Here is a 24724-nt window from a genome sequence, read left to right as displayed (position 1 = left end):
TCAGTACCTCACGCGGGGGTCGATCAGCGCGGCAACGATGTCCACGATGAAGTTGGTGACGGCGACGATGACGGCCAGCAGCACCACGATGCCCTGGACGGCCACGAAGTCGCGCGCCGTGAGGTAATTGGCCAGCTGGAACCCCAGGCCCTTCCACTCAAAAGTGGTTTCGGTGAGCACGGCGCCGCCAAGCATCACAGCGATCTGCAGGCCCATGACCGTGATGATCGGGATCAGCGCCGGCTTGTATGCATGCTTGGTGACCAGCCTGAACTCGCTGACGCCGCGGGAGCGGCCGGCCTCGACGTAGTCCTTGCCAAGGGTGCCGATGACGTTGGTCCGGACCAGCCGAAGGAAGATTCCAGCCGTCAGCAGGCCCAACGCAAGGGCGGGAAGGACCGCGTGCGACATCACGTCGCTGAACGCTGCCATGTTGCCGCTCCGCAGGGCATCCAGCCAGTAGATGCCCGTGGGCGCCTCCAGCGCGGTCAGGGACAGCTCGGTCCTGGTTCCTGCCCGGCCGGCCACCGGGAGCCAGTGCAGCCACACGGAGAACACCAGTTTGAGGAGCATGCCGGCGAAGAAGACCGGGGTGGCGTAGAACAGGATCGCCAGGATCCGCAGCACGGCGTCAGGCAGGTGGTCGCGCCGGTGCGCGGCAACCATGCCCAGCGGAATGCCCACCAGCAAGGCGACGATGAGCGCGTTGATGGACAGTTCCAGCGTGGCCGCTCCGTACGTGGTCAGCATTTCGGTGACCTGGCGGTTGTCGGAGAGCGTTGTGCCGAAGTTGCCCGTTGCCAGTTGGCCCAGGTATTCGAAGTACTGCACCAGGAGCGGCCGGTCGTAACCGGCGGCATGGATGCGCTCCTGCAGTTGGTCAGGTGGCAGGCGTCCGCCCATGGCTGCGGTGATGGGGTCACCGGTGATCCGCATGAGGAAGAACACCATGGTGACGAGGATGAGGATGGTTGGGAAGATCAGCAGGAAGCGGACCAGGATGTACTGGCCCAGCCCTCCCCCCGCCGCTTTCTTCTTGGACGGTAGGAGCGCGTCAGCGTCGCTGGGAGGCGCGTCAATCAAGGTTGTCATCGGTACCTGAATTCGTGGTGACCGGGAGCCAGCAGTCCCCTCGTTGCTGGCCGATGACCGGCAAAAGGCGGGACGCCTCCACGGCGTCCCGCCTCCGGCCGGTCAGAGCCCGATGGGGGGTGGCTGCTTACTTGGACAGGACGCCGAGACGGGTCTTGAACGACGGATCAAGGGTCTTCTCGACGCCCTTGACGCCCGATCCGGCAACCAGCAGCTGCGCGCCCTGGAGCAGCGGCAGCGTGGAAAGGTCCTTGGCGACGGCGGACTGTACCTCGCCAAGCAGCTTCTCGCGCTCAGTCTTGTCCGGGGTGGTCAGCTGCTTCTGGACCAGTTCCGTCACTGCCGGGTTTTCATAGTGGTTCTTGAGGAAGTTGCCCGGGATGAAGAAGGGCGTGAGGTAGTTGTCCGCGTCAGAGTAGTCCGGGAACCAGCCCAGCTGGTAGACGGGGTAGGCGTCTGCGGTGCGTGCCTTGGAGTACGTCACCCATTCGGTGGACTGCAGGTCCACGGTGAACAGCCCGGACTTCTCCAGCTGTTCCTTGATCATGGCGTATTCGTCACCGGAGGACTTGCCGTAGTGGTCCGGGTTGTACTGCAGTTTTACGTTGACGGGCCCGCTGACCCCGGCGTCGCTGAGGACTTTCTTCGCCTTGTCCAGGCTGGGCTTGCCGGTGCCGTCGCCGTACATTTCCTTCATCGGCTGCGTGGCCCCCGGGAGCCCGTCGGCGACCACGGAGTAGGCCGGGACGTAGGTTCCCTTGTAGACCTGGTCGGAGATGGCCTGCCGGTCCACGATATCGGCCATGGCCTGGCGGACGGCAAGGGCCTTGGCCGGGTCCGCCTCCGGGGTCTTGGCCCCGAACGGCATGGTGTCGAAGTTGAAGACGATGTACCGCAGCTCACCGCCCGGGCCCTTGTAGACCTTGACCTTCGAGTCTTTGGCAAGGTCCGCGGCGTCCGTGGCCGTGAGGCTCCGGCCGGCAACGTCGATGTTGCCGCCCTGGACGTCCAGCTTCAGGTTGTTGGAGTCGGCGTAGTACTTGATGACGGCGCTGTCGTTGGCGGGCTTGCCCAGCAGGCCGTTGTAGTCCGGGTTGGACTTGAGGCTGACGAGTTCGTTCTTCTTGTAGGAATCGATGGTGTAGGGGCCGGCGAACGGCTTGCCGGCGACGATGTCCTCATCGCTCATCACCTTGTCGGCCGGGAAGACTTCCTCGTCAACGATCGGGCCTGTGTTGGTGCCGAGCACGCTCGGGAACACCTGGTCATTGGCTGCCTTGAGGGTGAACACCACAGTGGTGTCGTCCTTGGCTTCAACCGACGTCAGGTTGGAGAGCAGGGATGCGGGGCCGTTGGGGTCGTTGATCTTCATGACGCGGTCGTAGGAGAACTTCACGTCCGAGGCGGTCAGCGCGTGGCCGTTGGCAAACTTCAGGTTGGGCTTGAGCTTCACCGTGAACTCAGTGGGAGCAGTGAAGGAGGCGGACTCGGCGATGTCCGGGCTTGCCTCGGCCGAGCCCGGCTTGGAGTTCATCAGGAAGGGGTAGACCTGGTTCATTACCAGGAAGGAGCCTGCGTCGTAGGATCCGGCGGGGTCGAGGGTCACGACCTTGTCCGTCGTTCCAAAGGTGATGGCACCGCCGCCGGCACTGCCGGTGGACGTTCCGCCGCCGCCAGAGGGCCCGGTGCAGGCTGTCAGGGCGAGGGCGGATATTCCTGCGAGCGCGATGGCGCGGTGCAGGGGTGTTGTGCTCTTGATCATCTGTGAGCCTTCTGTTCGATGAATACGCGCGCGCCGGCATGCGGGCGCGTTCGCCCGGCTGCCTGCGCGCAGTGCTGATGCGTAGATTCAATCAGAGAGTCAGCCCTCAGGACGGCCTATTCTGTGAGTTGAAACACAAAATTTATTTCAGGTCCGTGTCCGCCCCGCCCTTCGTACGGGAAGCGTGCACGGCAAAGCGCCGCCCCGGTTGCATCCGGGGCGGCGCTGGAGGTTTGCGGGAGGTTTCCGGCCTACAGGGCAGCGCGCTGCAGCGAGCGTGCGGCGTCGATGGTTGCCTGGCCCAGGACCCGGCTGCCCTGGTACAGGACCACGGTCTGGCCCGGTGCCACTCCCCGCAGCGGGGCTTCCAGCCGGACCACGAGCTGGCCCGACGCCGAACCGTCCGTGGGCACCTCCATCCGGGCAGTGGCGGGGACAGGGTCGCCGTGGGCGCGGACCTGGGCATGGCAGTCGAACTGCGCGCCCGTTTCCACCTCAGCGATAGGCAGGCCGGCCCAGGAGACCTTGATCCCGCGGATCTCGTCGATGGCCAGGAGCGCCTCGGGACCCACCACCACCTTGTTTTCCTTCGGGCGGATCTCCAGGACGAACCTCGGCTTGCCGTCGGCCGCCGGGGTTCCCAGCTTGAGCCCGCGCCGCTGGCCCACGGTGAAGGCGTTGGCACCGGGGTGTTCACCCACCTTGGCCCCGGTCTCGTCAACAATGTCGCCGGTTGTCATATCGATCTTTTCGGCGAGCCAGCCTGCCGTGTCGCCGTCGGGAATGAAGCAGATGTCGTGGCTGTCCGGCTTGTTCGCCACGGACAGTCCCCGCCTCTCCGCCTCCGCCCGCACTTCGGCTTTGGAGGGGGTATCGGCCAGCGGGAACATTGAGTGCTTCAACTGCTCGTGGGTCAGCACGCCGAGGACGTAGCTCTGGTCCTTGGCCCAGTCCGCTGCACGGTGCAGTTCCCGGTTGCCGTCGGCGTCTTCAACCACCTTGGCGTAGTGGCCGGTGCAGACGGCGTCGAAGCCAAGAGCAATGGCTTTCTCCAGCAGGGCGGCGAACTTGATCCGCTCGTTACAGCGCATGCACGGGTTCGGCGTTCGGCCAGCGGCGTATTCATCGATGAAGTCCTGGACCACGTCCTCTTTGAAACGCTCGGAGAAATCCCAGACGTAGTATGGGATGCCCAGGACATCGCAGGCCCGCCAGGCGTCGCGGGAATCCTCGATGGTGCAGCAACCGCGGCTTCCGGTGCGCAGTGTGCCGGGCATCCTGGAAAGCGCCAGGTGGACGCCGACGACGTCATGGCCGGCCTCCACTGCCCGGGCGGCGGCGACGGCGGAGTCCACTCCACCGCTCATGGCTGCAAGTACTCGCATGCTGGCTTTCTGTTGGGGGATGCTGGCTTTCCGGGGCCGTGTGCTGGAACGCCGGCGGCGGAAACGATCTTCGCCTATCCATTCTACGGCTGCAGGCAAATCGGGCAGTGAAGCAGCGTGCAGTGAGGGTCAGGAGCCGCGCAACCCTTGGCGCGCAACAGTTCCCGCAGTCTGGATCGAGGACTCGCGCCCTGCCATGCCTGCCTGGCGTGCGCGCGCATAAGCCTCGGGCAGCGCCGCAAGCAAGGCATCGACGTCGGCCTCGGTGGATGAGTGCCCCAGGCTGAACCGCTGGGCTCCGCGCGCTGTTTCCTCGTCCAGGCCCATGGCCAGCAGCACGTGGGAGGGCCGGGGCACCCCGGCGGTGCAGGCGGACCCGGTGGAGGATTCGATGCCGGCCAGGTCCAGCAGGAACAGCAGCGAATCCCCCTCGCAGCCGGGGAACGTGAAGTGCGCATTGCCGGGGAGCCGCCCGTCGCCGCGCGCGCCCCGCAGGACCGCCTCAGGGATGTTCCCGCTGATGCCGTCGATCAGCCGGTCGCGCAAGGCGGCAATCCGCGCCGCTTCCGCGGGCAGTGCCGCCGTCACGGACTCCGCAGCGGCAGCAAAGGCCGCGATGGACGCGGTATCCAGCGTGCCGGAGCGGACGTCGCGCTCCTGACCACCGCCGTGCTGCACGGGCGTGAGCTTGACCGAGCGGCCCAGCAGGAGGGCGCCCACGCCCACCGGGCCGCCGATCTTGTGCCCCGAGATGGACATGGCATCGAGGCCGGAGTCCTTGAAGTCCACGGGGATCGAGCCGAACGCCTGGACGGCGTCGGAGTGGACGGGCACTCCGGCGGCATGTGCCAGTTCAACGATCCGATGCACGGGCTGGACCGTCCCCACCTCGTTGTTGGCCCACATGACGGTAACCAGCGCCACGGTCCCCGGTTCGCGGGAGAGTTCAGCTTCGAGGACGTCGAGGTCCAGCACGCCCTCGCCGTCCACGGGCAGCCAGGTCACTTCGGCGCCCTCATGGCGTTCCAGCCATTCCACGGTGTCCAGCACGGCATGGTGCTCGACGGCGGAGCACAGGATGCGGCGCCGGGCGGGATCCTCCGCCACCCGGGACCAATAGAGGCCCTTCACCGCAAGGTTGTCCGATTCGGTTCCGCCGGACGTGAAGATCACCTCGGAGGGGTGGGCGCCGGCGGCGGCGGCAAGAGCCTCCCGCGCGTCTTCCACCGCACGGCGGGCGCGGCGGCCGGAGCCGTGCAGCGAGGAGGGATTGCCGGTGCGGGCCAGTTCACGCGTCAGGGCGGCCAGCGCTTCCGGGGAAAGCGGGGTGGTGGCAGCGTGGTCGAGATAGACAGGCACCTTGTAATTCTAGGCCGTTCGGGCCGTGCCGGTGATCCTGGCGCAGCAGTGGCCGGCCTCGTCGTCACCCGCCACGCGGTCTTCAGGGTCGCCGCAGCCTGCCGCAGCACCGCGGAGGAACGCGCCGTTCATGCCGCACACCACCGCCGGGTGCTGCTGCGAGAGCCGATGGAAGGGGCAATTGGGAAGCAGGAAGCCGCCATCTCCGTCGGGCCGGGGCCGGTAGCCTGCCTGCACCAGGAAATCCTCCAGGGACCCCGCCGCCTCCGCCATCTCCCGGCCTTTCCGGTGTGACACTGACTGGAGGGCGGCGGCCACGGGCCCCCCGCCGGACAGCGAGGTTTCGATCGCGTCCGCCATCAGCTCGCCGGCCAGATCGTAATTCCGGTCGGGAACGGAGGCCCCGACCTCTCCCCCCACCGGCCGGTACATTTTGGCGGGCCGCCCGGAGCCGGGGCCCACCCTGCCCGGCGGCTTACGGAACTCGACCGTCAGGAGCCCGTCCTGGACCAGCCGGTCCAAGTGGAATGACACCGTACTCCGGGGAAGGCCCGCCACCTCCGCCACCTCGTCACGGCCCACGGGTTGGGGCGAGGCTGCCACCACCTCGAACAGCTGCAGCCGTTTCTCATCGGTCAGGGAGGCAACGGCTGCAATCCGGTCCGCCCACGGTCGTCGGTTCATGGCCCACCAATCCAAAGTCAAGATCTCTTGATTATAGACCATGCCCGTCTCTAAAATTGGCATACCTACTTTTAGAAGGAGCCAGCAATGAAAACAGCTTCCGCAGTACGCGCCCACCACGTGCCCACGGCTGAACCGGCCCGGCAGGCGTTCCTGCTGCTGCGCACTGTCTTTACCGTTGCGCCAATCCTGTTCGGGTTGGACAAATTCACGAACGTCCTCACCGACTGGACGGTATACCTGGCGCCGCAGGCCACGGCCATCGTGCCGCTGACACCGCAGGCCTTTATGTACGTCGTCGGTGTGGTGGAGATCATCGCAGGCATCGCCGTGGCAGTCCGGCCGAAGTTCGGCTCGCTGCTGGTGGCGGCGTGGCTGGCGGGCATCATCATCAACCTCCTGCTGCTGGGAAGCTTCTACGATGTGGCCCTGCGCGACTTTGGGCTGCTGGTGGGCGCCCTTGCCCTCAACCGGCTCTCAATCCGTCCCGGGGCGGCCAAGGCCTGAGGGCCGGGAGCACCGCCAAAAACCAAGCCACCCAATTCCAGCAACCGCCGGCCCGCTGAGCCCTCCACCGGCGGTTCCTGCGTTACAAACCGGGGGGCCTGTCAGGCCGACGGCGGCAGCACCGGCAGGAAGCGGTTGACGTCATCACGGGCCGCACGCAACGAGGCGGCATCCGGGCAGGACACCGAAACATAGATGGACGATCCGGCGGTTCCGAAGACCCGCGCGAGGACGGCGGTCGACTTTCCGCCGGGTGCCGTTTGCTCCAGGGCCAGGACTTCCACCCTCCGGCCTGGTTCTTCCGCCGTTCCGCCCCACTGCAGCGTCGCTGTCTTCAGGTACGTGGGCTGGATAGTGGCGTCGAGGTATTGGTACAGGGCGACGGTGGATTCCCTGTCGTCCCCGCGCACCAAGGGAGCCTGGCCGGTATTGGCGCTGGCAGCCACAAGGCACCCGTCCGACTTCAGGTACTGGCTAAGGCCGGCAACATTGTCCTTGACCTGCTTCCATCCCGGCGCACGCTTCAATTCGTCAGCAATTCCTATGGGCACCCCCGGAGCCAGCACGCCGCCGGCCGAAAACGGCAGGTCCTGCGCCGCGACAGCCGCTGCGTCATGCCCCGGCGCGATGGTGGGCGTGGACAGCGCGGGGGTGGTTGCCGGCGCGGGGGGCACGGTGGGGTCCCGGACGTCCACGCTGCAACCGCCCAGCAGCACCGCTGCAAGGCCCGCTGACAGGAGCGGCACTCCCCTGCGCCATCCGCTGCCGGCCGGTCCCGCCGTCGTCGGCATGTCCTTCTCCATTCCACTGCTGTCCCCCGGCCGGTTCCCGGCCGCGCCATCAAGAGTCTAGACTCCGGCCCCGCCGGGAACCCGCAGGCCGTGGACAGACGTTGTCCCAGCAGGCCGGCGAACTGTGCTGGCTAGACTGGGCGAGGCACCTTCGATTCCCCGTTCGGATGCGCACAAGGATAAGGAAGATTGCTTGACCGAGAGCAGCAGCTCCCACTACCAGGTCCTGCGCGTGGCAGTCACGGCCACGGAAAAGGAGATCAAGGTGGCGTACCGGCGTGCTGCCAGGAAGGCACATCCTGACCACGGGGGCGACGCCGCCACCTTCCGCCGTGTGACCGCCGCCTACGAGACGCTGATCGACCCCCAGCGCCGGAAGGCCTATGACCGCTCCTACGCTGCCGGTACCGCAGGCGGCTCTTCATCCGGCGCCGGAGCCCATTTCGATGCCCCTGCCGCCGGGAGCCGGGCCTCCGCCACGGTCCACCGGCCGGGCAACGCAAGGAACACTGCGGGGGACCCGGCCGTCTACGTCCCGCCATACGACGAAGCCGATTCCGCCGGCGTTCCCCTGATCCCCTTCACCCAGGCCCGCCAGCAGGTGCACGGGATGCCGCGCAAGCGGGGAATCTTCGGGGCGGAAGCCCGCATCCAGCGGGAGCTGCGCACTGTCCAGCTGTTGTCGCGGCAGGTCCTGCCGGCCCTCCCGGCCGCCCGCCTCATCAACGGCCTGCAGTCCCCCGCCGACAACAGTCACATCGACCATGCCGTGCTGTCCGGTTACCGGCTGGCCCTGGTGAACTCGATGCTCCTGCCCAAGGGCGCCTACGCCTGGGACGGCCGGACCCTCAACCACGGTGGCCGGGCGGTGGCGCCCCCGCAGCTGGGCGCGGTGGTGCGCGCGATGCAGGACATCTTCCCGGAACTCAATGTCACCGGATGGACGGTGGTGCTCAGCCCGGAGGGCAACCTCCATGAACCCGTGATCGACCACCACCGGCGGCCGGCCGGCGCGCTTGAGAGCGTCCGGATCGTCAACGCAGCCGGCCTGGTGCGCGGCCTGAAGGAATTTCTGGCCTCGGGACCGGCACCCAATACAGTCAACGTCCCGGTCCTGGCAAGGCTGCTGCGCGGCATGCACTGAGGCGGTGGCTAGGATAGGGAGGTGTTCCGCATCCTGTTCCATGCTCCCGAAATCCCCGGCAATACCGGCAACGCCATCCGCCTTGCCGCCATCACCGGCGCCGAACTGCACCTCGTGGAACCCCTGGGGTTCGACTTCTCAGATGCCAAGCTGCGCCGGGCCGGTCTTGACTACCACGACCTCGCCGTCGTCACTGTGCACAAGTCCATCGCGGACGCCTGGGCCCACCTCAAGCCTGAGCGCGTCTATGCCTTCACATCGGATGGAACCACAAGCTATACGGACGTTGCCTACCAGCCCGGTGACGTGCTGATGTTTGGCAGGGAGTCGGTCGGTTTGCCCGAGGAGCTGAAGGTGGACTCCCATGTCACGGCCACGGTGCGGCTGCCGATGCTGCCGGCACTGCGCTCGCTGAACCTTGCCAATGCGGCCTCGATTGCCGTTTATGAGGCATGGCGCCAGCAGGGCTTCGCCGGCGCCCGGCTCTAGCCCGGGAAATCTTCAGCCCAGGAAATTTTCCCGCACGGACCCATCCCCGCGTCCCGCTGCGCCGAATGGCTGGTGGAAGCATTCGACGGGACCGAGGAGCGGCAGGTGACATTACTTGAGGGCGGTCCCGGCACCAGGTACCGCCACCTGTCCGGAACTGCCAATGATCCACCTCCGGGAGACTTATGCTTGGGAGTAATGGAAACTCCCAATGCGCCGAATGCCGAGTCCGCCGCAGCGGTAACCGAACCGCGGGTCGACCCCGGCCAACGGCTGTCGGCCCTGCTGGAACGGATCGCCAGGGGGGACCAGGCAGCGTTTGCCGAGTTCTACCAGCTCACCTCGCGCCGCGTTTTCGGTATGGCACGGCGTGTCCTGATCGACCCCGAGCTCAGCGAAGACACCACCCAGGAGGTCTTCCTCCAGGTGTGGCAAAACGCGGCGAAGTTCGATCCCCAGTCCGGGAGCGCCCTTTCGTGGCTGATGACCATCTCCCACCGGCGTGCGGTGGACAAGGTCAGGTCGTCGCAGTCTTCCACTGACAGGGAGGCGAAGTACGGGGCCAGCACGCAGGACGTTGACCATGACACTGTTTCCGAGGAAGTTGGCAACCGGCTCGAAGCCGAAGCCGTGGTCCGCTGCCTGGAAACGCTAACCGAAACACAACAGGAGTCCGTACGCCTCGCCTACTACGGCGGCCTCACCTACCGGGAGGTCGCAGAGCGGCTGAATGCGGCCGTTCCCACTATCAAGTCCCGCATCCGCGATGGGCTGATCCGATTGAAGACCTGTCTGGGGGTGAGTTGAGATGAACGGAATGGAGCACGGACATAACGGCCGCTCGAGTTCCTTTGGCGACACGGTGGCCATGGACCTCGCATCCGGTCGCGCCGTCGACCTCGCCGAACTCTACGCCCTGGACGCCGTCACCGAGGAAGAACGTGGCGCCATCGACGCCTACATGGCCAGCGCCCCCGATGCTGAGCGCCGGGCCTTCCTCGATCGGGTCCGCCAGGCCCGCGAGACACTTGCCCGCACCTTCCGGGCCGAGGAGGAGCCGCCGTCGGACCTGTTTGACCGGATCGTTGCGCAACTGCCGGCGCAACTGCCGGCGCAGGACCACAAGCCGGGCGGCAGCACTCCGGCACCCGCCGCGTCCGTCCCGCCGGCAGCCGGACTGCACGGAGCCGGACTGGATGAAGCCACGGACGAGCTCGCCAAGGCCCGCCAGCGCAGGGAAGAACGACGCCGGCCCGGCGGGACGCGCCGCTGGCTCGCCGGGGTGGCCGCCGCGGCAGCCATAGCGCTCGGTGGCGTGGGCGTCGGCGCATACCTTGCGGACCAGAACGATCCCGTGAACCAGGTGGTCCGGGCCACCGACGTGCGCGAAGCCTCGGTCAACGTCGCGGGCGGAGGCAAGGCCACCCTCCTGATTTCGTCCTCGCATGACGCCGCCGTGGTGAAGATGAGCGGCGTCCCCGCGCCGCCGTCAGGCAAGGTTTACCAGATGTGGCTCATCCCCAAGGACGGGTCCGCTCCCGTCTCCCAGGGGCTGATGGACGAAAAGGCGCTCTCCAAGCCGGCCGTGGTGCAGGGGATCCACTCCGCCGCAGCCTTGGGGATCACCGTGGAGCCGGTCGGCGGGTCCTCGGCCCCGACGCTGCCCACGGTCGCAGCCGCTCCGCTGGGCGCGTAACCGGCCAGGTGGCTCAGAAGCCCGCGATGGTTCCCGGTCCGTTGATTGCCACCACGTGGAAGGCCTCGGCGCTGCGGCCGTCGGCCAGTCCTGCCCGGGCGGCGTTGGCCTGCATGCTGCGCCGCACCGTCGCCTCCATCGCTTCCACATCCGGGTGCTGGCTGACGTGGACATGGATGGCTTCCAGCTTCGCCTCCACATGGTCAGTGACATCCACGAAGTGGTTTTCGCGTTCCTCCGGCCCCGCGTACAGCCACAACCACGGCAGCTTGTAGGCGGCCAGCCCCGCATCGGCCAGTTCCGGGTAGGCGAAAGGGTTCTCAAGGGCCGGGTATACGGCCCGGGTCACGGCTTCCCCCACCGCGAGGTGGTCGGGATGGCTTTTTTGGATCCGGCCCCAGTTCCGTTCCGGGTGCATGGACAGGACGACGTCGGGGCGGATCTGGCGGATCAGCCGCACCACCCCCTTCATCACCTCGTGCGAGGGTTCGAGGTAGCCGTCGCGCTGGTGGAGGTAATGGATGTCGGAGACGCCCACGAGCTCGGCGGCGCGGCGCTGCTCGGCGTCGCGCATCGCGATGATGTCCGGCCGGTGGGCGGGGTCGAAGCCGCCGGCGTCGCCATCGGTCATGATGCAGTAGCTCACCTCGACCCCGGCCGCCGTCCAGGCAGCGATAGTGCCCGCTGCGCCGAAGTCAATGTCGTCCGGGTGGGCCGCAAAACAGAGCACCCGCCCAACCCGGTGCGTGTCCGGGTTGAACGGGCTCTGTGCCTTTGTGGTGGAGGCAGTCAAAGAATCAGCCTTTTCGCTTCTTGATCTCCGCGGCGGCCTGCGGGAGGACATCGAAGACGTCCCCCACGATGCCGAAGTCTGCGATCTCGAAGACCGGCGACTCAGCATCCTTGTTGATGGCCACGATGACCTTGGACGTCTGCATGCCGGCCTTTTGCTGGATGGCGCCGGAAATGCCGGCAGAGATGTACAGCTGCGGGGACACGGTCTTGCCGGTCTGGCCCACCTGCGCGTCATGGCTGATCCAACCGGCGTCCGTGGCTGCACGGGAGGCACCCACGGCAGCACCGAGGGCATCGGCAAGCTCTTCCACGGGACCGAAGTCGCCGTCCATTCCGCGGCCGCCGGCCACCACGATGCGGGCGTCCGTCAGGTCCGGCCGCCCCGTGGCAGCCTTCTGCTCCCGCGCGGTAATGCGGGCAGCTGCGGTGCTGCTTCCGGCGGGAACCTCAACGGTTGCGGTTGCCGGGGTGGTGGGAGCAGCGGCCGGCTCCGGAGTGACGTTGTTGGCCTTCAGGGTCAGCACCGACACCGCGGTGGTTGCCTTGCAGGCGGTGTTGTAGGAGCCGGCCAGGACCGACTTGTGCGCAGTGCCGTCCGCGTCCACCGCGACGACGTCCGTGATAACGCCGGCGTTCAGGCGGATGCCCAGCCGCGCCGCGATCTCCTTGCCCTCGGGCGAGTTGTCCAGCAGGATGATGCCCGCGCCGGCGGATTCAGCGGCGGCGGCCAGGTAGGCGGCCTTGGGAGCCACGAGGAAGTCGTCCAGGTCATCGGTGGAGGGACGGAGGACGGTGCCCACGCCGTACTCGCCGAAAGCCGCCGCGACGCCGTCGGAGAGTTCTCCGTTGAGCACCACCGTGCTCTCCCCCAGGGAACGCGCCAGGGTCAGCAGCTCCAGGCTGCTCTTCTTCAGCGACGCGCCGGGGTTGTCAATGAATACAAGTACTTTTGCCATGTCGGGTTCCCTCTTAGAGCAGCTTCTGGGCGGCCAGGAAGTCAACGAGCTTGATGCCGGCGTCGCCTTCGTCGGTGATGATGGTGCCGGCAGTCCGCGGCGGCCGCTGCTCGGCGTTGGTCACTGTGGTCCAGGAGCCGGAAAGGCCCACCTGCGCGGGGTCCACGCCGATGTCGGCCAGGGACAGCGTGGTGATGCTCTTGCGCTTGGCCGCGATGATGCCCTTGAAGTTGGGGTACCGCGGTTCATTGATCTGGTCGGTGACGGACACGACGGCGGGCAGCGTAGCCTCCACCGTTTCGGAGGACGTGTCGGCGTCGCGCCTTGCCGTCAGCCGGCCGCCGTCGACCTCGAGCGAGGAGGCAAAGGTGACCTGGGGCAGGCCGAGCCGCTCTGCCAGCTGCGCCGGCACCAGGGAGGTCTCGCCGTCGGTGGACGCCATGCCGGTGATGACCAGGTCCACGTCGCCCAGGTGCCGCACGGCGGCGGCGAGGGCGAGGGAGGTGGCGGCGGCGTCCGAGCCCGCGAGTGCCTCGTCCGTCAGGTGCACACCCTCGGTGGCACCGATCTGGAGCGACTTCTTGATGGCGTTGACAGCCCCGGCCGGCCCCATGCTCAAGGCGATGACCTGGTTGCCGGCCTTGCTGCCGCCACGCGCTTCCGCCAGCTGCAGTGCGGCTTCCAGCGCGTACTCGTCAAGCTCGGACAGAATGCTCTCGTCGCGGTCGGTGGTGAAACCCTCGCCGTTGAGGTGGCGGTCGAATTGGGCGTCCGGTACATGTTTGACCAGGACTACGATCTTCAATGTCTCTTCCACTGTATTTACAGCAGCCTTCCATGCTTGTGGACAGCCAGCCGGGTGGGTCATGGCCTCGTAAATGCCCGGCAAACGGGTAAACCCTAGCTAACCATACCGGCGCACCCATGCGCCCTCTTCCGTTAACGCCTGTGTCAGGCGCCCGACCATGCGGGCATGACGACGGCGGCGTCCCCGCTCAGGTGGGACGCCGCCGTCGTCATGTGGGGGCTGGGCTGTACGCCGCCTTTCGGCGGCAGACGGCCTCCCGGTCAGCTGGCAGCTGCTCCCAGGGTGACGTCGAACGTCTGTTCCTTGCCGTTGCGCAGCACGGTGATCTTTACCGTGGCTCCGGCAGCCTGCTCCCGGACGGCTGCCGTCAGCTCGTTCGGCTCGCCGATGCTGAGGTCGTTGAACTTGGTGATGACATCGCCGACCTTGATGCCGGCCTTGCCCGCCGCCGAGCTTGCGTCCACGGACGCAACGTCGGCTCCGACCGAGAATTCGGAGGCAGCGCCGGAGGACGTCTTGGGCTTCACACTGACACCAAGCTGGCCATGCGAGACCTTGCCGTTGTCAATGAGCTCCTGCGCCACACGCTTGGCGTGGTTGATGGGGATACTGAAGCCAACGCCGATGTTGCCGCTCTGCGACGAAGTGGTGTTGGATCCTGCGGAAGCAATCGCCACGTTGACGCCGATGATCTCACCCTTGCTGTTGACCAGGGCGCCGCCGGAGTTGCCGGGGTTGATGGCGGCGTCGGTCTGGATAACGTTGATCGAGATGGACCCCTCGCTGCCGCTCTGCTGGCTCTGGCCCCCGCCGGGAGGCGCGAACTGGAAGCCCTGGTCGCCGCCCTGGGTATCGTCGCCGCCCTTGGGCGCGGCCGAGGAAGCCACACTGATGGTGCGGTTCAAGGTGGAGACGATGCCGTCCGTCACCGTGCCGGTGAGTCCAAGCGGGGAGCCGATCGCGATCGCGGTGTCCCCGACGTTGAGCTTGGAGGAGTCGCCCAAGGTGGCGGGAGTGAGCCCGGAGGCGTTGTCCACCTTGATGACGGCGAGGTCCGACAGCGGATCGGTGCCCACGAGCTTGGCAGCCAGGACCTTGCCGTCGCTGGTCCGGATTTCGAGGCTCGCGTTGGCGGTCTGGCCGTCAAGGGTTACCACGTGCGTGTTGGTCAGGATGTGGCCCTGGTCATCCAGGACGATGCCCGATCCCGTGCCCCCGGAGCCGCCGCTCGTCGCGCTGATCGTGACGACACTCGGGGATGCCTTCACGGCGGCTGCGGTGATGGCGTTGATGTCGTCCTTGTTGTTGACGATGACGGTGCCCGGCTGGCTGCTGCTGCCGATGGTGGACGTGCTGGAGCCCGCGTTTCCGAACAGTTCCCCGGAACCGACCGTGGCCACTCCCCCGCCGACAAGGCCGGCGGCGAGGATGCTGGCCACCAGGGTACCGACGCCGAACGTCGCCTTCCGCCGCGGCGCGTCCTTCGGGTTGTGGGCCAGGCCGACGCTGCCGTGCTGGGCCCCGTGGCCGGGCTGGGGGCCGTAATTTTGCTGGGCATACATGTGCGGACCGTTCGTGGGGGAACCGTCCGTGGGCTGCCCGTCCTGGTTCCGGGCCTGGCCGGAGGAAGCCTGCTGGCCGTAGAACGGCTGGCGCTGCGGGTACACGGGGCGGGGGCCGGCGGGGGCGTCTGCATCCACATGCTGAGTCGACCCCCGGTAGTCCCCGGGCTGCTGCTGGTCGTGCTGAGGCCAGGGATTCCGGTCGCCCGGGCGGTCGCCCTCGGGGACCGGGCCCGGGGTGTGATTCTCAGTCATGGGACTTCCTTTCATCCTTGTCTGCCATTAACTATGGACCGCGCCGCTGGAACAAGTTCGGATGTTTGCTGAGAGCTTCCTGAACGTACCTGCCCACCGGCCCGCGGGCGGGCTCCCGTTTCGCTGGCGGCATATTTGGGCGCATGGACTGAGTGTGGGGTGCACCATAGAATCAAGATGAATTGCCACAGCGACCTGCGGCTTCACACCAAGCGTGGGGGCGCTGCTGGATTCGACGACTGATTCGTCCCGAATCGGTGTCAGGCGTGCTGAAGGGTTGCACATGCGGTCAAAGTTCAAACGTATCCTCGCCGTGATCGGCCTTGCCGGATTGCTGGCGGTACCCGCCGGCGCGGCATGGGCCGAAGACCCGGTGGCCATCCCCTCCGGCACCAACATTGTTGACGACGCCGGCGTCCTCGGCAGCCGCAAGGGCGAGGTCCAGGACGCCATCCAGAAGCTCCTGAGGGACCACAAGTACAACCTTTACGTGGTCACCGTGAAGTCCTTCGAGAACCCAAGCGACCCCGTCCAGTGGGGCCAGGCCGTGGCCAAGGCGAAGGGCATGGGCAACGCCGACGTCATCCTTGCCATCGCCACTGACCAGGGCAAGTACTACTTCTCCCCGAGCAGCGCCAGCAGCATCTACTCCAAGCGCACCAACATTACGCAGAATGCCATTGCCGCCAACCTCGGTGCCGGGAAGCGCGACTTCGCCCAGGCCGCCATTGACACCGCCTCCGCCGTTGGTGATGCCGCTGGTGGCGGCAGCGGGACCGTGTCCTCCGGAGACGGAGCCGGCGCGGCGGTGCTTGTTGGCGCCGGCGTGGTCGTCGCTGGCGGCGGCGCCTACCTCTACTACCGCAACCGGCGGAAGAAGGCTGCCGCCGGCCAGGCCTCCAGCGGCAGCTACGGCCCGCAGGGTGCCGAGCTGGATCCGTTGGCCTCACTCAGCGTCGAGGAGCTGCGGCGCAAGAGCGGCTCGCTGCTGATCGAGGCGGACGACGCCATCAAGTCAAGCGAGCAGGAACTCGGCTTTGCCCAGGCACAGTATGGCGATTCCGCCGTCGGCAATTTCACCAAGGCACTCGACGACGCGAAAGCGCACATGAGCGAATCCTTCAAGCTGCAGCAGCAGCTTGATGACCACATCCCGGATACCGAGGAGCAGCAGCGCACCTGGCTGGGCGAGATCATCCGGCGCTCCGAAGCCGCCCTTGCCTCACTGCAGGAGCAGAAGGCGGACTTCGATTCCCTGCGCGAGCTGGAGAAGAACGCCCCGCAGGCACTCGCCGCGGTCAACGCCGGGGCCCAGCAGGCGGATGGGAAAATTGCGAGCGCGGAACAGTCCCTGGCGGCGATGCGGTCAAAGTACGCCGACAGTGCCCTCGCGCAGGTGGCGGACAACATCGTGCAGGCCAAGGAACGCCTGGCTTTCGTTCAAAACGCTTCCGCCACGGCGCAGCAGAAGCTCGGCGAAGGCGAAGGAAGCATGGCCGCGGTAGCTGTCCGTGCTGCCGAAGAGAGCCTGCACCAGACGAACGTCCTGCTGGACGCCATCTCGAAGGTTGCCGGCAACCTTGACGGGGCGCGCAACAGCCTCGAGGGGGCCGTGGTGGACACCTCGCAGGACCTCGCCCAGGCAAAGGCCATGATCCAATCCGGCGCCCACCCCGAACTGGCCGGGCCGGTGGCAGCCGTGGAGGCGGCACTCGCGCAGGTCAAAACCGAAATCCAGGGCGGAAAGATCGACCCCATAGCCACCCTCCAGCGGGTGGAAGGCGCCCACCAGACGCTGGACCAGGCGCTCACCGGCATCCGTGACCAGCAGGAGCAGGCCCGGCGTGCACAGGCTTCCCTGCAGCAGACGATCATGTCCGCGCAGGCCCAGATCAGCGCCACCTCCGACTACATCACCGCCCGGCGCGGCGGGGTGGGGACGGAGGCAAGGACACGGCTGGCTGAATCGCAACGGAACCTCGACTACGCCCTTTCGATTGCACGCACCGATCCCGTCACGGCCCTCACCTACGCGCAGCAGGCCCACGCACTGGCTGCCCAGGCGGCACAGCTCGCCCAGGCAGACGTGGACCACTTCGATGGCTATGCCAACCAGGGCTACGGCCGGGGCGGCATGTTCGGCGGCGGCGGAGGCGGCGGCCTGGGCGGCGCCATACTCGGTGGCATCCTGATCAACTCCATCCTCAACGGCGGCCACGGCGGCTGGGGCGGCGGAGGCGGCTGGGGCGGCGGAGGCGGCTGGGGCGACGGCGGAGGTGGCGGCGGCTGGGGCGACGGCGGAGGTGGCGGCGGCTGGGGCGGCGACGGCGGTGGCTTCGGCGGCGGCGACTTTGGCGGCGGCGACTCCGGCAGTTTCTAGAAGATGATCCACCGCGCGCCGGAAGATCCCGGCGCGCGGACAGAAGCAGTACACCACTGTGCACCGGTTCCCAGTGGTCAACACAGAGCAGGACGAAAGGCAAACACCATGGTTAAGCAGTCCATTTTCGGCCGGATCGCGCAGCTGGCGAAGGCGAACATCAACTCCTTGCTGGACAACGCCGAGGATCCGCAGAAGATGCTGGACCAGATGGTCCGCGACTACACCAACAACATCGCTGAGGCCGAGTCCGCCGTCGCGCAGACCATCGGCAACCTCCGCATGCTGGAAGACGACTACAACGAGGACGTCAAGAACGCGCGGGACTGGGGAAACAAGGCCCTCGCAGCGTCCCGCAAGGCCGATGAGTTCCGGTCCGCCGGCGATGTTGCCGACGCCGAGAAGTTCGACAACCTTGCCAAGGTGGCCCTGCAGCGGCAGATTGCTGCCGAGAACGAAGCCAAGGGTGCGGAACCGAGCATCGCTTCGCAGCGCGAAGTCGTGGACAAGCTGAAGACCGGCCTTGAGCAGATGAAGAACAAGCTCAACCAGCTGACCAGCAAGCGCAACGAACTGGTGGCCCGGTCCAAGACGGCTGCTGCACAGTCCCAGGTCCACGACGCCATCAAGAGCATTGACATCATGGACCCCACCAGCGAGGTGGGCCGTTTCGAGGAGAAGATCCGCCGCGAAGAGGCAAAGGTCCGCGGACAGCAGGAACTCGCCGCATCCAGCCTGGACGCGCAGTTCAACCAGCTGGAGGACCTGGGTGAGCAGACGGAGATCGAAGCCCGCCTGGCCGCCTTGAAGTCCGGGGGCGCCAAGCCGGCCCTCGGTGCGGGCAGCCCCGCAGCGGCTGGCTCAACCGTGGACGAGGCAGACTTCGACAAGCTCTGAACCGCGGGACACGCTTCCGTGACGCACGGCTGAGGGCCGGGACCAACGTCCCGGCCCTTCGCCATGTCCCCACTGTGTACCGTCCCACTGTGTACGGTCCCACTGTGTACGGTCCTACTGTGTACCGTGGTGGCATGGTTGCTTCTTCCGATGGAACATCCCTGGTCTGGCTGCGCGATGACCTGCGGCTTGACGACAACCCGGCCCTGGCAGAGGCGGCCCGGCTGGGCAATCCCACCACCGTGGTCTACATTCTCGACGGGGAGTCCGAAGGGGTACGGCCGCTGGGCGCCGCTGCCCGCTGGTGGCTGCACCATTCCCTGGTCGCTCTTGCCGCCGGGTTGGAAGCAAGAGGCTCGCGCCTGGTGCTTCGCCGGGGACCCGCCGGCGATGTCATCCGGGAAATTGCCACCCAGACCAATGCCCGCAACCTTTTCTGGAACCGCAGGTACGGCCTTCCGGAGCGGAGCATCGATGCCAGCCTCAAGGACTGGGCCGCGGAGAACGGAATCGAAGCCTCCAGTTTCCAGGCCAACCTTCTGTTCGAACCCTGGACGGTCCGCACCGGCGCCGGCGGATACTACAAGGTCTACTCCCCTTTTTGGCGGGCCTGCCTCGCCTCGCAGGATGTCCGTGATCCCCTGGACGCCCCGGAGGCGCTGCCGGAACCTGCCGCCTCGGGGCACGGCCTTCCGGCCAGCGACGCGCTTGCTGGCTGGAAGCTGCTGCCGGCCTCGCCCGACTGGAGCGGCGGCTTGGCGGACACCTGGGAACCCGGTGAACAAGGAGCGGCGCAACGGCTCACGGACTTCCTGGACGGTCCCATCGAGGAATACGGCACCGGCCGGAACATCCCGGGTGTCGAAGGAACCAGCCGGCTCTCACCCCATTTGCGCTTCGGCGAGGTCAGCCCCTTCCGCGTATGGCGCGAAATCCGGCGACGCCACCCCCGCAAGGTCCCGGCCGACGTCGGAATCTTCCGTTCGGAGCTGGGCTGGCGGGAGTTCAACTGGCACCTGCTGTACCACAACCCGGACCTTGCCACCCGGAATTTCCGGCCGGCGTTCGACAAGTTCCAGTGGGCCTCCCCTCAGCACGAGGAGCTGGAGGCCTGGCAGCAAGGGAAGACTGGCTACCCCTTGGTGGACGCAGGCATGCGGCAACTCTGGCAAACCGGGTGGATGCACAACCGGGTTCGCATGGCGGCCGCGTCCTTCCTGGTCAAGAACCTCCTGATGGACTGGCGTACCGGCGAGGAATGGTTCTGGGACACCCTGGTGGACGCCGACGCGGCCAACAATCCGGCAAACTGGCAATGGGTGGCGGGGTCGGGTGCGGACGCCTCGCCGTACTACCGCATCTTCAACCCGGTGACGCAGAGCAGGAAGTTCGACCCCCACGGCCGCTACCTGCGCATGTTCATCCCGGAGCTTGCCGGCGTCGAAGGCAAAGCGGTCCACGAACCCTGGACGGCGGAGACGGAGGGCTACCCCAAGCCACTGGTGGATCTGCCGGAATCACGGCAACGGGCCTTGGAGGCCTACCAGAAGCTCAAGGACGACTGAAGGGGCAGGTCAGCGGCTGACCTTGCCCATGAGCGAGGCAATGGGCCGCAGGAAGATCGGCCGGGCGAGGAACCAGGCGGCCACCATCACCACCACGGATGCCAGGAACACCCAAAAGCCGAACCAGGTGTCGTCGTCGCGGACACCATACATGTGGTTCAGGTTGCGCAGTGCACCTGTGGCCAGGACGAGGAAGACGTGGACCACGATGAAGGCCACAAAGTAGACCATCACCGGGAAGTGTACGGCGCGGGCCCATTCGATGGGGTACGCCTTGTTCAGGCCGGGGGCCTTCTTCGGCCATGCTGAAGACATCCGGAGGCCTGTGATGAACGCCAGCGGCGCGGCAATGAAGACGGTAGCGAAGTACGTCAGGAGCTGCAGCGCGTTGTAGTTGATCCAGCCGTCTTCAGTGGGCCAGTCCAGCGACGCGTATTGGAGGGCGGCCGACAGCGCATTGGGGAAGACGTCCCAGCTCGTGGGGACGATGCGGGTCCATTGCCCGGTGGCGAACAGCAGCACGGCGAAAACCAGCCCGTTCAATATCCAAAGGGCGTCCAGGGTGAGGTGGAACCACAGCTCCAACGTTATTTTTGCAGGCGCGTTTTTTGTGCGGATGAGGCCCTTGTTGTTCCGGGTCCAGTGGCCGCTCGGCTTGGTGGTGGTGCGCACCTGCCAGCCCGTACGGATGATCAGGAGCAGGAAGAACGCGTTAAGGAAATGCTGCCAGGCCAGCCACGCGGGGAACCCGACCGGAGCATTCTCCGGCAGTTCGGACTGCCCCGGGTAGGTGGCGAGGAAAGAGGCGACGGCGGGAAGTCCCACGAGCAGCCTGGCGATCAGCACCACCAGCACGAGCCCCACGAGGACGGCGGGAACCGCCCAGTAAAGCCGGTTCCGCTTTCCCGTCGCGGTGCCGGGCTTCTTCGTGGATGTGGCCATGGAACAACATACCTCTCAGGAATGACTGCGGGCCGCCCACAGATTGTGAGGCCCTGCGAAAGAGAATACTAGGAACTGCTGGCATCCAAGGAAAAAGAAGACCCCGTCCGGCGTAATCGCCGGCCGGGGCCTTCATAAGTTGCGGGGACAGGATTTGAACCTGTGACCTCTGGGTTATGAGCCCAGCGAGCTACCGAACTGCTCCACCCCGCGTCGCTCGAACAACACTACCCTATTTTTGCGGCCGCCGCGTCCACCACCGCCCCGGGCTCTCCGGGTGGGAGCAAGGGGTGCCCTGGTGCTCCATCGGAAGCAAGACGGCACAACAAAAGGCCCGGACATTGTTTCCAATGTCCGGGCCTTTCCCAGTTGCGGGGACAGGATTTGAACCTGTGACCTCTGGGTTATGAGCCCAGCGAGCTACCGAACTGCTCCACCCCGCGTCGCAAGAACTACTTTACCGGCAGGTGAACCTGGGGCCAAATCCTGGCGGCGTGACGTCCGTTACGCCAGCCCGGCCCCGCTCCCAAAGGGCGCGGGGGCCGGGCTGCCGCCGTCGAACTGCCTGGGGTGACTACTGCCCCGCTGACGGCGAGGGCGACGGGGATGCCGACGGTGCAGGGGTGGCCTCCGGAGCTGTCACCGGGATCTTGGCCTCAGCGTCCATGGCCTTCTGCAGGGCTGCGGCGATCCTCTTCTGGGCCTCGCCATAGGCAGCGAAGTCGCCGGCGGCGAGCGCCGACTGCCCGGCCTGGATGGCAGAGTTGGCCTCATCGAGGGCCGCCTTCAGCTGCGCCTTCGCGTCCGCTTCAGCGGGAGTGGCGGGCGCTGCGGGCCCGGCCGGAGTCTGGCCGTTGTTGGCCGAGTCACCGGCCGAAGCACCCGAGTCGCCGCCGAAGAGCTGCTTCAGCGCGGCATCGAGTGTGGGCGCGAAGCCCACCTTGTCACCGAAAGCCACCAGCACGCGCTGGAGGGTGGGGTACGAGGTCTCACCGGTCGACTTCAGGTACACCGGCTGGACGTACAGGATGCCGCCGCCGACGGGCAGGGTGAGCAGGTTGCCGTTCAGCACGTCCGAGGCACCTTGCCGCAGCAGGTTCAGGGCCTGGGAAACCGTGGGATCGGAGTTGAACTTGTTCTGCGCCTGCCCGGGGCCGGGCACCTGGGTTTCCGGCGGGATCTGCAGCAGCCGCAGCTTGCCGTAGCCCTCGGCCTTCACCCCGGCCTGGTTCCCGGCGTCGGAGTCGGCGGCGAGGAAGCCGTAGAGGACGTTGCGGGCGTTTCCGTTCACAATCTGCGGGATGAAGGAGGACGTCAGCTGGAACGCAGGCTTCTCCTGGTCCGGCATCTGCAGCGACATGTAGAACGGCGGCTGCTTGACATCCGTGTTGGAATTCACGGTGGGGTCGGCGGGCACGCTCCACGCGTCATTGTTCTTGTAGAAGCTGCGCGGATCAGTCACGTGGTACTGGCCCAGCAGCTCGCGCTGGACCTTGAACAGGTCCTCCGGGTACCGGACATGGCTCATGACGGCGCCGGACATTTCCGTGTAAGGCTTCACGGAGGCCGGGAAGACCTTCTGCCACGCTTTCAGCACGGGATCGGTGTCATCCCAGGCATACAGGGTGACGGACCCGTCGTAGGCGTCCACCGTTGCCTTGACGGAGTTGCGGATGTAGTTAACTGTGCTGTTGGGCAGCGCCACGGCCCTGCCAGTGGTGGTCTGGGTGTCGGCGGTGGCTTCCGACAGCTGCTTCTGCTGCGAGTACGGGTAGTACTGGCTGGTGGTGTAGCCGTCCACGATCCACTTCACCCGGCCGTCCACCACGGCTGGGTAGGCATTCCCGTCAACCGTAAGGTACGGCGCAACCTTCTGGACGCGTTCCCGGGGGTTGCGGTCATACAGGATCTGTGAAGCGGAGTTCACGCCGTCCGAGAGCAGCAGGTCCGAAGACTGGAACTTGATGGAGTAGAGGACCTTGTTGAAGAAGGAACCGACGTTCGGCCCGCCGTTGCCCTGGAAGGTGTACTGGGTTTCGCCGCCTTCACGGCCCGTCGGCCGGTCCTGTTCCCGCGGCGTGGCACCTTCGGGCGCGCCGACGATGGAGTATTCCGGCGAGGATTCGCCGAAATAGATCCTGGGCTCGTACGTGGAGTCATTGCCCAGCACGCCGGTGGAGGGGATGCCGGACTGCAGGAAGTCAGGCTTGCCGTCCACCGTGAATTTGTTGCCCTTGGCGGCCACGACACCGTATCCGTGCGTGTACACCACGTGCTGGTTGAGCCAGCCCTGCTGGTTGCTGGCCACGTTGGCCGGGTTCAGTTCACGCACCGCGATCACGGTGTCCTGGATCTTCCCGTCCACCTCGTAGCGGTCGACGTTCAGGGCCTCGGGGAACTGGTAGTACGGGCGGTACTGTTCCAGCTGCGCGAACGCGTCGGAGATCAGGTTCGGGTCGAGGAGCCGGATGTTGGCCGTCGTCTGCGCATCCGGTGCGAGGGCGCCCGTGTTGGCCGTGTTCGTGGCTTCATACCGGGTTTCCTGGATGCCGTCCAGGCCGTAGGCCCTGCGGGTGTTGTCGATGTTGCGCTGGATGAATTCCTTCTCCAGCGTCTCTTCCGACGGGCGGACCTGGAACTGCTGGATCACCCAGGGGTAGACCCCGCCGGCCAGGATGGACGTGATGATCAGCATGGCGGTGCCGATCACCGGCAGGCGCCAGCGTCCGATCACAGCGGCAACGATGAACAGGATGGCGACCAGCACGGCGGCCACGGCGAGGATGGCCTTGGTGGGGATGACGGCGTTGACATCCGTGTAGAGGGCACCTGCCCATCGGCCGCCGTTGCTTTGCACCGAGGAGTAGCGGTCAAGCCAGAAGTTCACCCCCAGGAGCACCAGGAACGCAGCGCCGGTAACGGCGATATGGATCTGTGCGGCGCGGCTGGTGAACACGCCGCGCTCCATCAGGCGGATGCTGCCGTAGAGGTAGTGCGTCAGGAGGCCCGCGATGCCGGCGATGACCACCACGCTGATCAGGAAACCGGTCACAAAGCCCAGGAACGGCAGCGTCATCAGGTAGAAGCTGATGTCCAGGTTGAACTGCGGGTCCGTCTGGTTGAAGCCCACCTGGTTGAAGAACAGCAGCACCTTCTGCCACTGGCTGGCTGCGGCGCTGCCGGCGAACAGGCCAAAGAGGATGGGAAGGCCTACCATCACCACGCGGCGGACCGGCTCAAGCTGCGCCTGGTAGCGGTTGAGGTTGTCCCGGATCTCCGAGTCCGGCGCGTAGACGGGCCGGGAGTTGTAGGCGATGCGGATCGCGAAGAACACGGCCGCGAACATGATTGCGAAGCCGGCAGCGAAAGTGGCGATCTTGGCCAGGTTTTCCGTGAGGAACACCTCGATGAAGCCCAACTGCCGGTACCAGAGGACGTCGGTCCAGACATTGGCGAAGAAGATGAAGCCCACAACCACCAGGGCAACAACAATAAGGGTGGGGGTCAGCGCGCCGCGCCGGGAAGGGGGTCTGCCGGTGGACGTGGTGCTGGCGGGACGGGACAAACTGGGTACCTCATAGCTGGTCGTCAGAATATTCGAAGCGTGCGTGCGGGCGACGTCCGGTACCGGTGAAACCGCTGGTCACGTCCGTCA

20 protein-coding genes and 2 tRNA genes are annotated in these 24724 nt (G+C 66.4%); 8 read left to right on the top strand and 14 right to left on the bottom strand.

The features are described from left to right. From AC3IMC_RS04335 to AC3IMC_RS04315, 5 genes are all read right to left on the bottom strand, one after another. Positions 1 to 1092, bottom strand: a complete 1092-nt coding sequence (locus AC3IMC_RS04335; RefSeq protein WP_221386663.1) for an ABC transporter permease — start codon at positions 1090 to 1092, stop codon at positions 1 to 3. A 127-nt stretch (positions 1093 to 1219) separates the two neighbouring features. Beyond that, positions 1220 to 2854, bottom strand: a complete 1635-nt coding sequence (locus AC3IMC_RS04330; protein WP_221386662.1) for an ABC transporter substrate-binding protein — start codon at positions 2852 to 2854, stop codon at positions 1220 to 1222. 251 nt (positions 2855 to 3105) lie between these two features. Beyond that, positions 3106 to 4239 carry a tRNA 2-thiouridine(34) synthase MnmA gene (mnmA, locus tag AC3IMC_RS04325; RefSeq protein ID WP_490917194.1) on the bottom strand — a complete coding sequence of 378 codons (1134 nt, stop codon included), beginning with the start codon at positions 4237 to 4239 and terminating at the stop codon, positions 3106 to 3108. 129 nt (positions 4240 to 4368) lie between these two features. After that, a complete protein-coding gene (locus tag AC3IMC_RS04320) occupies positions 4369 to 5598 on the bottom strand; it encodes a cysteine desulfurase family protein (RefSeq protein WP_490917193.1) in 1230 nt (409 codons plus the stop codon). Between the two features lie 9 nt (positions 5599 to 5607). Beyond that, a complete protein-coding gene (locus AC3IMC_RS04315; protein WP_490917192.1) occupies positions 5608 to 6282 on the bottom strand; it encodes a helix-turn-helix transcriptional regulator in 675 nt (224 codons plus the stop codon). 87 nt (positions 6283 to 6369) lie between these two features. On the opposite strand from AC3IMC_RS04315, the gene AC3IMC_RS04310 reads away from it, so the two are divergent. Further along, the gene (locus tag AC3IMC_RS04310) at positions 6370 to 6789 is read left to right on the top strand and encodes a hypothetical protein (protein ID WP_490917191.1); all 420 of its coding nucleotides are present in this window, start codon (positions 6370 to 6372) and stop codon (positions 6787 to 6789) included. A gap of 101 nt (positions 6790 to 6890) precedes the next feature. On the opposite strand, the gene AC3IMC_RS04305 is transcribed toward AC3IMC_RS04310, so the two are convergent. Next, on the bottom strand, positions 6891 to 7580 hold the full coding sequence (locus AC3IMC_RS04305) for a hypothetical protein (RefSeq protein WP_490917190.1): 690 nt from the start codon (positions 7578 to 7580) through the stop codon (positions 6891 to 6893). 193 nt (positions 7581 to 7773) lie between these two features. Here AC3IMC_RS04305 and AC3IMC_RS04300 point away from each other — a divergent pair, with 193 nt between their 5' ends. From AC3IMC_RS04300 to AC3IMC_RS04285, 4 genes are all read left to right on the top strand, one after another. Beyond that, positions 7774 to 8724, top strand: coding sequence for a J domain-containing protein (locus tag AC3IMC_RS04300; protein WP_490917189.1), 951 nt, complete (start codon positions 7774 to 7776; stop codon positions 8722 to 8724). Between the two features lie 21 nt (positions 8725 to 8745). Beyond that, positions 8746 to 9213 carry a tRNA (cytidine(34)-2'-O)-methyltransferase gene (locus tag AC3IMC_RS04295; RefSeq protein ID WP_490917188.1) on the top strand — a complete coding sequence of 156 codons (468 nt, stop codon included), beginning with the start codon at positions 8746 to 8748 and terminating at the stop codon, positions 9211 to 9213. A 198-nt stretch (positions 9214 to 9411) separates the two neighbouring features. Beyond that, complete coding sequence (gene sigK / locus AC3IMC_RS04290; protein ID WP_490917187.1) at positions 9412 to 10020, top strand: ECF RNA polymerase sigma factor SigK; 609 nt, start codon at positions 9412 to 9414, stop codon at positions 10018 to 10020. 10 nt (positions 10021 to 10030) lie between these two features. After that, positions 10031 to 10909 carry an anti-sigma factor gene (locus tag AC3IMC_RS04285; protein WP_490917186.1) on the top strand — a complete coding sequence of 293 codons (879 nt, stop codon included), beginning with the start codon at positions 10031 to 10033 and terminating at the stop codon, positions 10907 to 10909. Positions 10910 to 10922: 13 nt separating this feature from the next. Here AC3IMC_RS04285 and AC3IMC_RS04280 read toward each other — a convergent pair whose 3' ends face one another. The 4 genes from AC3IMC_RS04280 to AC3IMC_RS04265 all read right to left on the bottom strand — a co-directional run bounded on the left by AC3IMC_RS04280 (position 10923) and on the right by AC3IMC_RS04265 (position 15285). Further along, on the bottom strand, positions 10923 to 11702 hold the full coding sequence (locus tag AC3IMC_RS04280; RefSeq protein ID WP_490917185.1) for a PIG-L deacetylase family protein: 780 nt from the start codon (positions 11700 to 11702) through the stop codon (positions 10923 to 10925). 4 nt (positions 11703 to 11706) lie between these two features. After that, the gene (locus tag AC3IMC_RS04275; RefSeq protein WP_490917184.1) at positions 11707 to 12660 is read right to left on the bottom strand and encodes an electron transfer flavoprotein subunit alpha/FixB family protein; all 954 of its coding nucleotides are present in this window, start codon (positions 12658 to 12660) and stop codon (positions 11707 to 11709) included. 13 nt (positions 12661 to 12673) lie between these two features. Beyond that, on the bottom strand, positions 12674 to 13465 hold the full coding sequence (locus AC3IMC_RS04270; RefSeq protein WP_490917183.1) for an electron transfer flavoprotein subunit beta/FixA family protein: 792 nt from the start codon (positions 13463 to 13465) through the stop codon (positions 12674 to 12676). A 263-nt stretch (positions 13466 to 13728) separates the two neighbouring features. Beyond that, positions 13729 to 15285: a trypsin-like peptidase domain-containing protein gene (locus AC3IMC_RS04265; protein ID WP_490917182.1), complete on the bottom strand. Its 1557-nt coding sequence runs from the start codon at positions 15283 to 15285 to the stop codon at positions 13729 to 13731. 283 nt (positions 15286 to 15568) lie between these two features. Between AC3IMC_RS04265 and AC3IMC_RS04260 the strand changes: the two genes are divergently transcribed. The 3 genes from AC3IMC_RS04260 to AC3IMC_RS04250 all read left to right on the top strand — a co-directional run bounded on the left by AC3IMC_RS04260 (position 15569) and on the right by AC3IMC_RS04250 (position 20127). Further along, a complete protein-coding gene (locus AC3IMC_RS04260; protein ID WP_490917181.1) occupies positions 15569 to 17665 on the top strand; it encodes a TPM domain-containing protein in 2097 nt (698 codons plus the stop codon). Between the two features lie 108 nt (positions 17666 to 17773). Next, a complete protein-coding gene (locus tag AC3IMC_RS04255; protein ID WP_454485068.1) occupies positions 17774 to 18562 on the top strand; it encodes a PspA/IM30 family protein in 789 nt (262 codons plus the stop codon). Between the two features lie 134 nt (positions 18563 to 18696). Then, complete coding sequence (locus AC3IMC_RS04250; protein WP_490917180.1) at positions 18697 to 20127, top strand: cryptochrome/photolyase family protein; 1431 nt, start codon at positions 18697 to 18699, stop codon at positions 20125 to 20127. Between the two features lie 9 nt (positions 20128 to 20136). Here the strand turns inward: AC3IMC_RS04250 and AC3IMC_RS04245 are convergent, their stop codons facing one another. The 4 genes from AC3IMC_RS04245 to AC3IMC_RS04230 form a co-directional block, all read right to left on the bottom strand. Then, complete coding sequence (locus AC3IMC_RS04245; RefSeq protein WP_490917179.1) at positions 20137 to 21069, bottom strand: cytochrome b/b6 domain-containing protein; 933 nt, start codon at positions 21067 to 21069, stop codon at positions 20137 to 20139. 139 nt (positions 21070 to 21208) lie between these two features. Continuing rightward, positions 21209 to 21282, bottom strand: a tRNA-Met gene (locus AC3IMC_RS04240). Positions 21283 to 21438: 156 nt separating this feature from the next. Beyond that, positions 21439 to 21512, bottom strand: a tRNA-Met gene (locus tag AC3IMC_RS04235). A gap of 131 nt (positions 21513 to 21643) precedes the next feature. Then, positions 21644 to 24634 carry a UPF0182 family membrane protein gene (locus AC3IMC_RS04230; RefSeq protein WP_490917178.1) on the bottom strand — a complete coding sequence of 997 codons (2991 nt, stop codon included), beginning with the start codon at positions 24632 to 24634 and terminating at the stop codon, positions 21644 to 21646. Positions 24635 to 24724: the final 90 nt, after the last annotated feature.

The sequence above is a fragment of the Arthrobacter sp. E70 genome (assembly GCF_058266945.1).
This window is presented reverse-complemented; position numbering and strand designations above follow the sequence as displayed.